Below are 11,826 nucleotides of genomic sequence, written 5' to 3'. Positions count from 1 at the left end.
GACCCTGCCCTAGGGTGCCCGCAACCCGATCCCGGAGCGCGCCGTGCCCGTCCCATCCCCGGCCGCGAGCGGCGCCGCCCGCTGGCTGCCGCTCACCGCCTACGCCGCCGTCGCGGGCGTCAACCAGACGCTGTGGCTGACGTACGCGCCGATCACGACGGCCAGCGCGGAGCGCCTCGGCGTGTCCGAGACCGCGGTCGGCTGGCTCGCGCAGCTCTACCCGCTGCTCTACGTCGTCCTGGCGCTGCCGGCGGCGATGCTGCTGGACCGGTGGCTGCGCCCCGCGCTCGCCGCCGGGGCGGTGCTGACCGCGGCCGGCGGGCTGGTGCGCCCGCTCGGCGGCGGCGACGCGTTCGGCACCGCGCTCGCCGGACAGCTGCTGGCCGCGGCGGGGCAGCCGCTCGTGCTGGGCGCGGTCGGGCTGCTGGCCGTGGCGACGCTCGTCCCGCGCGACCGGCCCGCGGGGATCGCGCTCGGCTCGGCGGGCGTCGTGGTCGGCCAGCTCGTCGCCCTCGTCCTGGGGCCCGTCCTCGGCGCGGGACGGCTGCCCGCGCTCGTCGCCGTCCAGGCCGCCTTGGCGGTGCTCGCGGCCGGCGCGCTGCTCGTCGTGCTGCGCCGGGTGCCGGCGGGCGTGGCCGGCGCGGCGCCCGTGCCCGTGCGGGCGGTCTGGGCCGACCGCGGCATCCGCACGCTCGCGGCCGTCGTGTTCGTCGGCTTCGGCGTCTTCGTGGCGCTGACGACGTGGCTGCAGGCCCTGCTCGAGCCCGCCGGCGTCTCCGACGACGCGGCCGGCCTGATGCTCGTCCTGATGCTCGTGGTCGGCGTCGCGGCGACCGCGGCGCTGCCGCCGCGGGTGGCGGGCCGGCGCGAGGTGCCGTTCCTGGGAACCGTGCTCGTCGTGGCCGCCGGCGCGTGCGTGGTGCTGGGCGCCGTGCACGTCGCCGCGGTGAACGCCGTCGCGGTGATCGCCGCGGGGGCGCTCCTGGCCGCGGCGCTGCCCGTGGTCTTCGCGATGACGGAGCGCCGGGCGGGCGCCGCGGCGGGGACGGGCGTCACGCTGATGTGGCTGGCGGGCAACGTCGGCGGCCTGCTCGTCGCGGCGGTCGTCGGCACGCTGCTCGACCACCGGCTGAGCGCGTTCGGCCTGCTCGCGCTCGTCGCTGTGCTGGGGCTGCTGCCGGCGCGCCGGCTGCTCGGGCCCGCCGCGGCCCCGGCGCCCGCCGTGGGCGCCGGGGCCGCCGAGGGCTAGCGGCCGGCGGGAGTGACGACGCCCGCCGCGCCGCCGCCGCGCCGCTCGGGCTCGGCGACAGCCTGCCAGGCGTTGCCGGGCTGCCGCTCCAGCGCGGCGACGGCGCCGATCTCGGGGTCGGGCGTGAACGTCGGCGGGGCCTTCGTGAACGCCTGGCCCAGGCCCTCGAGCGCGCGCCGGTCCGCGGTCTGCAGGAAGGTCGGCTCGGCCTCGGTCTTCGGCGCGTTGCGCTGCGAGATCCGCGGCGCGGCGACCGCGTCGGGCAGCGTCATCCCGCCGTCGATGCGGTTGAGGAGCGTCTGCAGGACGGTCGTGATGATCGTCGCGCCGCCGGGGCTCCCGACCGCGAGCCACGGCTGGCCGCCGCGCAGGACGATCGTCGGGCTCATCGAGCTGCGCGGCCGCTTCCCCGGGCCGGGCAGGTTGGGGTCCGTCTTCGCGGTCAGGCCCGCGGCGGGCGCGGGATCGAAGTCCGTCAGCTCGTTGTTCAGCAGGAACCCGCGACCCGGGACGACGATCCCCGATCCGCCCGTCTGCTCGATCGTGAGCGTGTACGAGACGACGTTCCCCCAGCGGTCCGCGGCGACGAGGTGGGTGGTGGAGTCCCCTTCGCGGTCGGACGCGCCGCCGTCCGGGGCCGGCGTGCCGCACGCCGGGGCGGCGCCGGGCGTGCCGACGGCGCCCGCCTTCAGCGGGCTCTTCAGCGTCGCGTCCGGCCGGATCAGGCAGGCGCGGCTGGCGGCGAACGGCTTGGAGAGCAGCTGCGCGGTCGGGACGTCCACGAAGCGGTCGTCGCCCACCCAGCGGCTGCGGTCGGCGTAGGCGATGCGCGACGCCTCGAGGTAGCGGTGCAGCGCCTGCACGCGGTCGGGCGTGGCGGGCCCGAGGGCCTCGACGACGTTCAGCGCCTCGGCGATCGCGATGCCGCCGGACGAGCTGGGCGGCATCCCGACGACCTCGAGGTCGCGGAACGTCGAGCGCAGCGCGCCCCGGACGCGCACGTCGTACCGGCGCAGGTCGGCGGTGGTCATCCCGCCGCGCAGCACCCGGCCGGAGCGGACGGGCGGACGGCGCACCGTCCGCACGACGTCGCGTCCGATCGCCCCGCGGTACAGCGCGTCGACGCCGTCGCGGGCGAGCAGGCGGTACGTGCGGGCCAGGTCGGGGTTCTTCAACGTCTGGCCCACGCGGTGCGCCGTCCCGCCGGGCAGGAACAGCCGCCGCGTGGACGGGAAGCGGGCGAAGCGCGCCTTGTTCTGCAGGGTCTGGTCGCGGAACGTCTGGTCCACGCGGAAGCCCTTGGCGGCGAGCGTCGTGGCGGGCGCGAGCGCGCGGCGCAGCGGCAGGCGGCCCAGGCGGCGGGACGCCTCCGCCCACGTCAGCGGGGTCCCGGGCACGCCGACGGAGAGGCCGCTCGTGACGAGGTCGTCGAAGTCGCGGGGCTTCTTCGTGCGCGGGTCCAGGAAGCCCTTCGGGCCGAGGGATCGCGGCGCCGTCTCGCGCCCGTCGATCGTGACGGCGCGGCCCCGCCGGGCGTCCCAGACGACCATGTAGCCGCCGCCGCCGACGCCGGCGGAGTAGGGCTCGGTGACGCCGAGGGCGGCGGCGGTCGCGATCGCCGCGTCGACCGCGTTGCCGCCCTGGCGCAGCACGCGCAGGCCGGCGTCGGTCGCGTCGCGGTCGACCGAGGCGACGGCGCCGCCCGTGCCCGACGCGACGGCCGGGCCGTCGGCGCGGGCGGCCGGCGCCAGGGCTGCGGCGGCGAGCGTGGGAACGGTCAGGCCGAGGGCGGCCCGCCGCAGGACGGTGGGGGATGGGGGACGCATGGAAGGACCTGTGCCCCGATCGGCGCCGGCGCACCCGCGTGCCGGCGCGGGCGGTGGCGCGCCCCCGCTCGGGGGCGCGAATGTGCGCCGTCCATGCCGGGTACGGATCCACCGTGTACACCGCACCGGAGCGTCAGGCATGATCGCGGCCGCCACGCCGCCGGACGAGCTCGAGCGCCTGGACGCCCTGCACCGCAGCGGGGTCCTCGACACCGCGCCCGAGGAGCGCTTCGACCGCGTCACCCGGCTGTGTCGGCGGCTGTTCGGCGTCGACATGGCGTTCGTCAACCTCGTCGACCACGACCGCCTGTGGTCGAAGTCGGCGGTCGGCCTGGACCGGCTGGACATCCCGCGCGAGACGTCCGTCTGCGCGCACACGATCCTCGAGCCCGAGGGCATCGTGGTCGAGGACCTGACCGCGGACGAGCGCTTCGTCGACAGCCCGTTCGTCGTCGACGACCCCAACCTGCGCTTCTACGCCGGCGTGCCGCTCGCCGCCCCCGGCGGCCAGCGGGTCGGGACGCTGTGCATCGCGGACCGCCGGCCGCGCACGCTCTCGCCGGCCGACCGGGCGATCCTGCGCGACATGGCCCTGTGGGTCGAGCAGGAGCTCAACCTGGAGGAGGAGCTGGGTCGCGCCGCGCAGGTGCAGCGCGCGCTCCTGCCCGCGCGGCCGCCGAGCGACGACGCGTGGGACGTCGCCGCGGTCTGCCGGCCGTCGCGCGACGTCGGCGGCGACTTCTACGACTGGCACCCCGCCCGGGAGGGCACCGTCGTCGCGCTCGGCGACGTCATGGGCAAGGGCATGCCCGCCGCGATCGTCATGGCCAGCGTCCGCTCCGCGCTGCGCGCCGGCGCCCGCAGCTTCGATCCCGGCGCGGCGCTCGAGCACGCGGCGCGCTCGCTGGCGGACGACCTGGCCCGCACCGCGACGTTCGCCAGCGCGTTCGTCGCGTGCCTGAGCGACGACGGGCACGTCACCTGCTCCGACGCCGGGCACGGGCAGGCCGTCGTGGTGCGCGAGACGGGGGAGACCGAGCTGCTGCAGGCGCAGGGCCTGCCGGTCGGGATCGACGACTCCGAGCACTACCTCGACGTCGAGCTGGACCTGCGCGGCGACGACCTGCTGCTCGTCCACAGCGACGGGCTGCTCGAGCTGGACGGCGGGCCGCGCACCACCGAGCAGGCCGCCGCCCTCGTCGTCGGGGCGACGACCGCCCAGGACGCCGTGGACCGCCTGATGCACCTGACCGGCCGGGGCGCGCCGCCCGACGACGTGACCGTCATGGCGGTGCGGCGGAAGGCCCACGCGTGAGGCGGGCCCTCGCGCCGGTGGCGCTCGCCGCCGCGCTCGCGGCCCCCGCGGCCCGCGCCGCCGAGCGCCCGTCCGCGGCCGCCGGCACCTTCGCCGACCGCGGCGTGCCGACGACGACCGTCCGCGGCCGCGACGGCACCGCCACCGCGTTCTTCCCCCTGCCGGCCGGCTACGCGGTGCGCGGCGGCACCGTCGACCTGCGCTTCGAGCACTCCCCGCTGCTCGAGCCGCGTCGCTCGACCGTCACGCTCTACGCCGGCGACCGCCCGCTCGGCAGCGCCCGGCTGACGCGCGAGACGGCCCGCGGCGGGCGCCTGCGCGTCGCGCTGCCCCCGCTGCCCGACGCCGCCGGGGGCGTCACGCTCACGGCCCGCTTCTCGATGCGGCTGACCCGCGACGTCTGCGAGGACCCGGACGACAGCGCGCTCTGGGCGGTCGTGCGGGACGACAGCACGGTCGACCCGCGCCTGCGGCCGGCCGACCGCACGCTCGCGGACGCGCTGCCGACGCTCGTGCCCGCGGCGGACGGCGCGCCGCTGACCGTCGCGACCGACGACGACCCGGCGTCGCTCGCCGCCGCCGGACGAGCGGTCGCGGCCGTCGGACGCGCCGCCGGGGCCGTCGGCGCCGACCCGTTCGTGCAGGTCGCCGGCGCCCGCGAGGACGCCGCGGGCCCGGTGCTCGCCGTGGGCACGGGCCCGGGCCTGGCGCGCGCCCTCGCCGGCACGCCGGCCCCGACGGCGGCCCCCGGGGACGGCGTGCTCGCGGTGCGCCGCGACGGCACGCCGCGGCTGGCGCTCGGCGGCGCCGACGCCCGCGGGACGGCCCGCGCCGCGGCGGCCCTGGACGCCCCCGACGCCCTCACGCCGCTGCCGGGGCGCGCGGCGCTCGTGCGGGGTCCGCGGCCCGAACGGCCCCGCCGCGCCCGGGCGTGGTCGTCGGACGCGGCGACGTTCGCGCAGCTCGGGATCGGGACGCGCCAGGTGCTGGGGCCGGGCACGGCGACCGTCGACCTGACCGTCGACCGGCCGCCGGCCTGGACGATCACCGACGACGGCACCCTGGAGCTCGTCGTCGACGCGGGCGCGGCCCTGCGGCCGGACGCGTCGTACGTGACGGCGTCGCTCGCGGGCCGCGACCTCGGCAGCCGGGCGCTCCGCCCCGGCGCCGGCCCGGTCCGGCTGCGCTTCGCCCTGCCCGCCGGCCTGCTCGACGCCGACCTGGACGGCCGCGCCGTCCGCCGGCTGCCCCTCCGCCTGCGCTTCGGCCTGCCGCCGCGCCAGGAGCGGTGCGCGCCGCGCGACCCGCAGGGCGCCACGGCGACGATCCTCGACACGTCGCGCATCACGCTGCCGCACGACGACACGGACGCCCGCGACCTGGCGCGCTTCCCCGCGCCCCTCGGCACCGGCGGCCGGCCCGTCGACGTGGTGCTGCCGCGCGACCCCGCCCCGGCGGAGCGCACGGCGGCGCTGCAGGTCGCGGCCGCGATCGGGCGCTGGGCCGCCCCCGGCGCCCCCAGCCCGCGCCTGGTCACCGCCGACCGGGTCGGCGACGCCCGCCGCGGCCAGGCCGACCTGGTCCTCGTCGGCCGCGCCGACCGCGACCTGGGCCGCCCGATCGCCGTGCCCGGCGGCCGCCGCGCGACGGGGCCCGACACCGGCACGCTCGTCCTCGACGCGTCGCCGTGGTCGGACGACGGCACGGTGCTCGCGGTCCGCGGCGCCGACGGCGCCGGCCTGGTGCGGGCCGCGCGCGCCCTGACGCGCGCCAGCACCGTCGAACGGCTCGTCGGCCGCGCGATGCTCGTCGTGCCGTCCTCGGCGCCCGGCGCCCTGGCCGCGACCGCTCCGGGCGCCGAGCCGCCCGACGAGCTCGCCCCGGTGGCGCAGGCCTCCGCCGTCGACGACGCGCCGCGCTGGGCGATCCCGGCCGCCGTCGTGCTCGTCGCGTTCGTGGCCGTGGTCCTGCTCGTCGCGCGGCGGCGCTGGGGCGGGGCGCGGCGCACGTGAGCGCGCCGCCAGCCCCCGCGCCCCGCCGCCGCGCGGTCGAGCGGGTCCTCGCGCCGCTGCTCCCGGACGCCCCGGAGGACCGCCGGCGGCTGCGCCGCGACGTCCTGCGCGTGCTCGTCGCCGCCAACCTCGCGCTGGGCACCTACTACCTCGCGTGGCGCTGGACGTCGTCGGTCAACTGGTCGGCGTGGTGGATCGCCGTCCCGCTGATCCTGGCCGAGACGTACTCGTACCTGGACGCGTGGCTGTTCGGCCTGACGATGTGGCGGCTGAAGGAGCGCGGCGCGGCGCCGCCGCCCCCGCCGGACGCCACCGTCGACGTGTTCATCACCTGCTACAACGAGCCGATCGAGCTCGTCCGGGGCACGGCGCGGGCGGCCCGCGACATCCGCCACCCGCACCGCACCTACGTCCTCGACGACGGCGCGAGCCCGGAGATGGCGGCGATGGCGGCCGAGGAGGGCGTCGGCTACATCACCCGCAGCGCCGACTGGCACGACCGCCCCCGGCACGCGAAGGCCGGCAACCTCAACAACGCGCTGTTCCAGACGGACGGCGAGTTCCTGCTGATCCTCGACGCCGACCAGATCCCCGACCCGGCGATCCTCGACCGCACGCTCGGGTGGTTCACCGACCCGCAGGTCGCGCTCGTCCAGACCCCGCAGTACTTCGTCAACGTCGACGACGCCGATCCGATGGGCAGCCAGGCGCCGCTCTTCTACGGGCCGATCCAGCAGGGCAAGGACGGGTGGAACGCCGCGTTCTTCTGCGGGTCGAACGCCATCCTGCGGCGCGAGGCGCTCATGCAGCTGGGGATCGTCGGCTACGTGCGCGACGTCGAGACCGCCCTGCGGCGCGTGCTCCGCACCGCCGACCGGGTGGTGGGCCGCGCCCGCGCCGCCGCCCGCGAGCGGGGGGACGAGGACGCCGCCGCCGCGCTCGAGGAGCTCGCCGCTGCGCTGCGCGAGGTACGCGCCGGCCAGCGCCGCGGGCTGACGACCCAGGAGGTCACGCACGCGTTCCGCCGCGAGGTCGACCGCATCAGTCGCGGCCTCGTGGACCGCGACGTCCGCGCGATCCAGGCCGACCTGGAGGCGCTCGGCCCGGGGCCCGTGGAGGCGGACGCCGAGACCGGCGAGCTCGTGCTGGACGAGGCGGCCCTCGACGGCCTGGCGGTGCGCGACCTGTCGCCGCTCGGGGCGATCGAGTCGGTGCGCCGGATCATCGCCGACCTCGACGCCGTCCAGGCGCACGAGGCGCAGCCGGTCATGCCGATGGCGACGATCTCGGTGACGGAGGACATGGCGACCGCGATGCGCCTGCACGGCCTGGGCTGGCGCAGCGTCTACCACCACGAGATCCTCGCCCACGGACTGGCCCCCGAGGACCTGCGCAGCATGCTCGCCCAGCGGCTGCGGTGGTCGCAGGGGACGATGCAGGTGATGCTGCGGGAGAACCCGCTGCGCCAGCCGGGCCTGTCCGTCGGCCAGCGGCTCATGTACTTCGCGACGATGTGGACGTACCTGTCGGGCTTCGCCGCCGTCGTCTACCTGGCGGCCCCGATCGTCTACCTGCTCTTCGGCGTCCTGCCGGTGCGCTCGCTCGGCGCCGACTTCATGTGGCACCTGCTGCCGTACCTGCTGGTCAACCAGCTGCTGTTCCTGCTCGTCGGCTGGGGCATGCGCACCTGGCGCGGCCAGCAGTACAGCCTGGCGCTGTTCCCGCTGTGGATCCAGGCGGTCACCAGCGTCGTGCGCAACCAGCTGACCGGCCGCGACCTGGGGTTCGTCGTCACCCCGAAGACCCGGCAGGCCGGCGCGTCGCTGCGGCTGGTGCGGGTGCAGGTGGCCACCATGCTGGTGCTGTGCGGGGCCGTCGTGATCGGCCTGGTGCGCCTGATGGTGGGGGCCACCGACGCCGGCGGCGCGATCATGCTCAACGTCGCGTGGGTCGTCTACGACCTGATCTCGCTCAGCGTCGTCGTCGACGCCGCGTTCTACCGCGGGTTCGCCCCGCAGCCCGACCCCCAGGAGGCCTAGATGGAGCTGGAGCTCGAGGACCACGGCGATCGGCGGGGCGTCGTGCGCCTGACCGGCCGCCTCGACCTGGTCAGCGCCGCCGCGCTGCGCGCCGTCGTCCGCGACGCGGTGGACGACGGGCGGACGGGGCTGGTCGTCGACCTCGCCGCGGTGCCGTTCGTGGACTCGTCGGGCCTGGGGGCGCTGATCGGGGGCCTGAAGAGCACCCGGCAGGCGGGCGGCGAGCTGCGGATCGCCGCCCCCGGCGAGCAGGTGCTGTCGGTGCTGCGGCTCATGCGGCTGGACCGCGTCCTGCGGCCCTACGAGACGGTCGCCGAGGCGCTCGACGGGCTGTAGGCCGATGCACCTGGAGATCGACGCCGTGCCCGCGTGCCTGGAACGGGTCCACGCGTTGCTGGACGCGGTGTGGCGCGACGCGCGGCCGCCCGTGCCCGCGCCGCTGCAGGCGCGGTTCTCCACGGCCGTGGCCGAGCTGGCCGCGAACGTCGTCGAGCACGGCGCGCGACCGACCGGCGGGCCGCCCCGGATGGTGCTCGACGTCTGGGTGACGCCCCGCGCGGTGCTCGGGACGCTGGAGGACGACGGCCGCGCGGCACCCGACCCCGGACCGTGCGGCGGCGCGCCCGCGCTCGACGTGGACCCGCTGGCCGAGTCGGGCCGGGGCCTGGAGCTCGCCCGCGCGACGCTCGACGCGCTCGCGCTCGAGCGCGACGGCGGCCGCAACCGCTGGAGCCTGCGGGTGGACCGCCCGTAGCCCGCGGCCGCCGGGCGCGCGACCATCCGTCCGCCCGCCGGCGCGCGCCGGCGCCGCCATCCGTTGACCCGGCGGGTGTGCGCCGTATCTCCGGGCTACGCTGGCGGCATGCGTGACCCGACCCCTCCGGCGGCGTGACGGCGCCCGAGATCCCGGCGGACGAGTTCGAGCGCCTGGCCGCGCTCCACGAGACGGAGCTCCTGGACAGCTCGCCCGAGGAGCGCTTCGACCGCGTCACGCGCCTCTGTCGCCGGCTCATGGGCGTCGACATGGCGCTCGTGAACCTGATCGACGACGACCGCCAGTGGACGAAGTCCGTCGCGGGCGGGCAGGGCCTGGAGATCTCGCGGCGGCTGTCGGTCTGCGCGCACACGATCCTGGACCCCGACGGGCTCGAGGTCGAGGACCTCAGCGCGGACCCGCGGTTCCGCGACGTGCCCTACGTGGCGGACGACCCGCGCCTGCGCTTCTACGCCGGGGTGCCGCTGGCGACGGCGGGCGGCCATCGCGTCGGCACGCTCTGCGTCGCCGACCGCCGGCCCCGGCGCCTGACCGACGCGGACCGGGCGCTGCTGCGCGACCTGGGGCAGTGGGCGGAGCAGGAGCTGAGCCGCGAGGACGCCCTGGCGCGCGCGGCCGCGATCCACGGCTCGCTGCTGCCCACCCGACCGCCGTGGGACGACGCGTGGGAGGTCGCGGGACGCTGCCGGGCGTCGCCCCGGGTCGGCGGCGACTTCTACGACTGGCACCACGGCCCGGACGCGACCGTCGTCGCGCTCGGCGGGGTGGCGGGCCACGGGATGCCGGCCGCGATCGCGATGGCGGTCGTCCGCTCGGCGCTGCGGGCGGCGACCCGCGACGAGGCCGATCCCGCGGCGGCCCTCGGCCGGCTCGCCGCCGAGGTGGCGACCGAGGGCGGCACGGCCGGCCGCGCCACCGGCGTGCTCGTCCTCGCCCTGCGCGACGGCGGACGGGTGGCGTGCGCGGACGCCGGGCACGGGCGCGCGCAGGTCGTGGCGCCCGACGGGGCGGTGCGCCCGTTCGTCGCCGGCGCGCCCCTCGGCACCACGGACGGCGCCGCCTACGCGCCGACCGACGTGGAGCTGCCCCCGGGCGCGGTGCTCGTGGCCTGGGGCGCCGGCCTGGTGCTGGGCGACGGGCCGCCGACGCCCGCGACGGTCGGGGCGCTCGTCGCAGGGGCGCGCAGCGCGGAGGAGGCCGTCGCGCGCGTGACGGACGCCGCCGCTCCGCCGTCGGCGTCCGAGGACGTCACCGTCGTGGCGGTCCGGCGCCGCGAGGCCTGGGCCGGCGGCAGCGCCTAGCCGGCGTCGGCGTCGCCGTCGGCAGGCACGTCGTCCGCGCCCAGGCGGGCGAGCGCCTCGGCCGCGAGCGCCTGGGCGTGCGCGCCGTCGACGGTGCGCACCTCGATGCCGTGCTCCGTCTCCACGGGCGCCTTCGTGGCGATCTCGTCGAGCGCGGCGATCGCGCCGTCGAGCCCGACGAACTCGGCCCAGCGGCGCGCGAGCTGCCGGTGCGGCGCGCGCTCCTCCTCGCTCAGCCGCGACCAGTCGCGGCCGGCGGCCCGCGCGGCGGTGCGGGCGCCGCGCTCGACGGCGCGGGCGAGGACCTCGTGCCGGGACGGCACGGTCACGCCCCGGGGGCGTCGGCGCGGCAGCGGTAGACGAGCGTCTCGGCGTCGTCCGCCCCGTCGAGGGCGTAGACGAGGTGGTCGGGGGCGTCCGGGGCGTCGACGTGCAGACGGGCGAAGAACGTCTCGCCGGGACCGGGGACCTGCACGAACGGCAGGCGGTGGGCGAGGAGGTGCGTCTCGCCGTCGAGGGGTCCGCCGACGAAGCGCGCGTTCACGGGTTCGGGCTGGATCACCCCACGGAGTCTCGCAGGCGCGCCCGGCCGGACGCCGCGTCCGGAGCGCGCGGACGCGCCGGTCAGCCCGCCAGGCGCAGCGCCGCCCCGGCGCCGCCGTGCACCGCGCGGGCGAGCAGCCCGACGAGCCCGTCGACGGCGTCCCAGTCGGTGTAGCCGTGGTCGCGCGAGGCGTCGGTGTCGAGGTGGCGGACGGCGGCGACGCGCTTCATCCGCAGGCGCGTGGCGACGGTGGCCGAGCGGTAGCGGAGGGCGCCGCCGACCTGCAGGACGCGGTCCGGCCGGACGCCCGTCTCGGCGGCGAGCGTCTCGACGTAGCGGGCGGTGCGGCCCGCCCACGCGTCGCCCGACGCGGCGCTCAGCGAGACGGACACGAGCGAGACGTCGCGCCCCGCCAGCTCGCGGGCCCGGAGCTGCAGCCACGCGACCATCGCCGGGTGGTGGTGGTCTCCGCGCACCGGCGCGGCGACCACGACGCGGTCGTGCGCGGCCACCGAGGTCAGGGGCTCCGCCGCGACGTCCGCCAGGACGGTGCCGATGCCGCGCAGGTGCAGCCGGGAGGCGATGCGCTCCGCGATCTCGCGCGTCGTCCCGTGCGCGCTGGCGAAGGCGACGAGCACCGTGCCGCCGGGGCGGCCGCCGGGAGGGGTGAGGGTGGGCGCGAGCGTCAGCATGCCTGTATACGGTGCCGACCGGCGGTCCCGGCGGCCACGGGGATCGGCCGCGACGAGATGCGGGGAAAGTACG

11 protein-coding genes are annotated in these 11,826 nt (G+C 78.2%); 7 read left to right on the top strand and 4 right to left on the bottom strand.

From position 1 onward, the window contains the following. Positions 1–43 precede the first annotated feature (43 nt). Positions 44–1,249 carry an MFS transporter gene (locus tag J3P29_RS11455; protein WP_210493515.1) on the top strand — a complete coding sequence of 402 codons (1,206 nt, stop codon included), beginning with the start codon at positions 44–46 and terminating at the stop codon, positions 1,247–1,249. On the opposite strand, the gene ggt is transcribed toward J3P29_RS11455, so the two are convergent. Beyond that, on the bottom strand, positions 1,246–3,075 hold the full coding sequence (ggt, locus tag J3P29_RS11450; RefSeq protein WP_210493513.1) for a gamma-glutamyltransferase: 1,830 nt from the start codon (positions 3,073–3,075) through the stop codon (positions 1,246–1,248). The two genes, J3P29_RS11455 and ggt, sit on opposite strands and share 4 nt — an antisense overlap. 139 nt (positions 3,076–3,214) lie before the next feature. Between ggt and J3P29_RS11445 the strand changes: the two genes are divergently transcribed. The 6 genes from J3P29_RS11445 (at position 3,215) to J3P29_RS11420 (ending at position 10,517) form a co-directional block, all read left to right on the top strand. After that, positions 3,215–4,390 (top strand): SpoIIE family protein phosphatase, encoded by a 1,176-nt coding sequence (locus J3P29_RS11445; RefSeq protein ID WP_210493512.1) that lies wholly within the window; start codon positions 3,215–3,217, stop codon positions 4,388–4,390. After that, complete coding sequence (locus tag J3P29_RS11440; protein WP_210493511.1) at positions 4,387–6,402, top strand: cellulose biosynthesis cyclic di-GMP-binding regulatory protein BcsB; 2,016 nt, start codon at positions 4,387–4,389, stop codon at positions 6,400–6,402. The genes J3P29_RS11445 and J3P29_RS11440 overlap by 4 nt, the downstream gene beginning before the upstream one ends. Before the next feature lie 89 nt (positions 6,403–6,491). Next, positions 6,492–8,441, top strand: coding sequence for a glycosyltransferase (locus tag J3P29_RS11435; RefSeq protein ID WP_349239864.1), 1,950 nt, complete (start codon positions 6,492–6,494; stop codon positions 8,439–8,441). Beyond that, positions 8,442–8,777, top strand: coding sequence for an STAS domain-containing protein (locus tag J3P29_RS11430; RefSeq protein WP_210493509.1), 336 nt, complete (start codon positions 8,442–8,444; stop codon positions 8,775–8,777). It abuts the gene before it with no gap. Positions 8,778–8,781: 4 nt separating this feature from the next. After that, positions 8,782–9,195 (top strand): ATP-binding protein, encoded by a 414-nt coding sequence (locus J3P29_RS11425; RefSeq protein ID WP_210493507.1) that lies wholly within the window; start codon positions 8,782–8,784, stop codon positions 9,193–9,195. Positions 9,196–9,329: 134 nt separating this feature from the next. After that, complete coding sequence (locus J3P29_RS11420; RefSeq protein ID WP_210493506.1) at positions 9,330–10,517, top strand: GAF domain-containing SpoIIE family protein phosphatase; 1,188 nt, start codon at positions 9,330–9,332, stop codon at positions 10,515–10,517. On the opposite strand, the gene J3P29_RS11415 is transcribed toward J3P29_RS11420, so the two are convergent. The 3 genes from J3P29_RS11415 to J3P29_RS11405 all read right to left on the bottom strand — a co-directional run bounded on the left by J3P29_RS11415 (position 10,514) and on the right by J3P29_RS11405 (position 11,753). Next, positions 10,514–10,846 carry a hypothetical protein gene (locus tag J3P29_RS11415; protein WP_210493505.1) on the bottom strand — a complete coding sequence of 111 codons (333 nt, stop codon included), beginning with the start codon at positions 10,844–10,846 and terminating at the stop codon, positions 10,514–10,516. The genes J3P29_RS11420 and J3P29_RS11415 overlap by 4 nt on opposite strands. Next, positions 10,843–11,079 carry a hypothetical protein gene (locus tag J3P29_RS11410; protein WP_210493504.1) on the bottom strand — a complete coding sequence of 79 codons (237 nt, stop codon included), beginning with the start codon at positions 11,077–11,079 and terminating at the stop codon, positions 10,843–10,845. The genes J3P29_RS11415 and J3P29_RS11410 overlap by 4 nt, the downstream gene beginning before the upstream one ends. 62 nt (positions 11,080–11,141) lie before the next feature. Next, positions 11,142–11,753 (bottom strand): flavodoxin domain-containing protein, encoded by a 612-nt coding sequence (locus J3P29_RS11405; protein WP_210493503.1) that lies wholly within the window; start codon positions 11,751–11,753, stop codon positions 11,142–11,144. Positions 11,754–11,826: the final 73 nt, after the last annotated feature.

Origin of the sequence: Patulibacter sp. SYSU D01012, from assembly GCF_017916475.1 — a bacterium.
Taxonomy (GTDB): Bacteria; Actinomycetota; Thermoleophilia; order Solirubrobacterales; family Solirubrobacteraceae; genus Patulibacter.
Note: the sequence above shows the minus strand (reverse complement) of the source record. Positions and strands in the feature narration are given on the sequence as shown.

Excerpts from the sequence above, each read along its gene's own strand:
- J3P29_RS11425 (WP_210493507.1), top strand. The coding sequence starts at position 8,782 with ATGCACCTGGAGATCGACGCCGTGCCCGCGTGCCTGGAACGGGTCCAC.
- J3P29_RS11405 (WP_210493503.1), bottom strand. The coding sequence starts at position 11,753 with ATGCTGACGCTCGCGCCCACCCTCACCCCTCCCGGCGGCCGCCCCGGC.
- J3P29_RS11430 (WP_210493509.1), top strand. The coding sequence starts at position 8,442 with ATGGAGCTGGAGCTCGAGGACCACGGCGATCGGCGGGGCGTCGTGCGC.
- J3P29_RS11445 (WP_210493512.1), top strand. The coding sequence starts at position 3,215 with ATGATCGCGGCCGCCACGCCGCCGGACGAGCTCGAGCGCCTGGACGCC.
- ggt (WP_210493513.1), bottom strand. The coding sequence starts at position 3,075 with ATGCGTCCCCCATCCCCCACCGTCCTGCGGCGGGCCGCCCTCGGCCTG.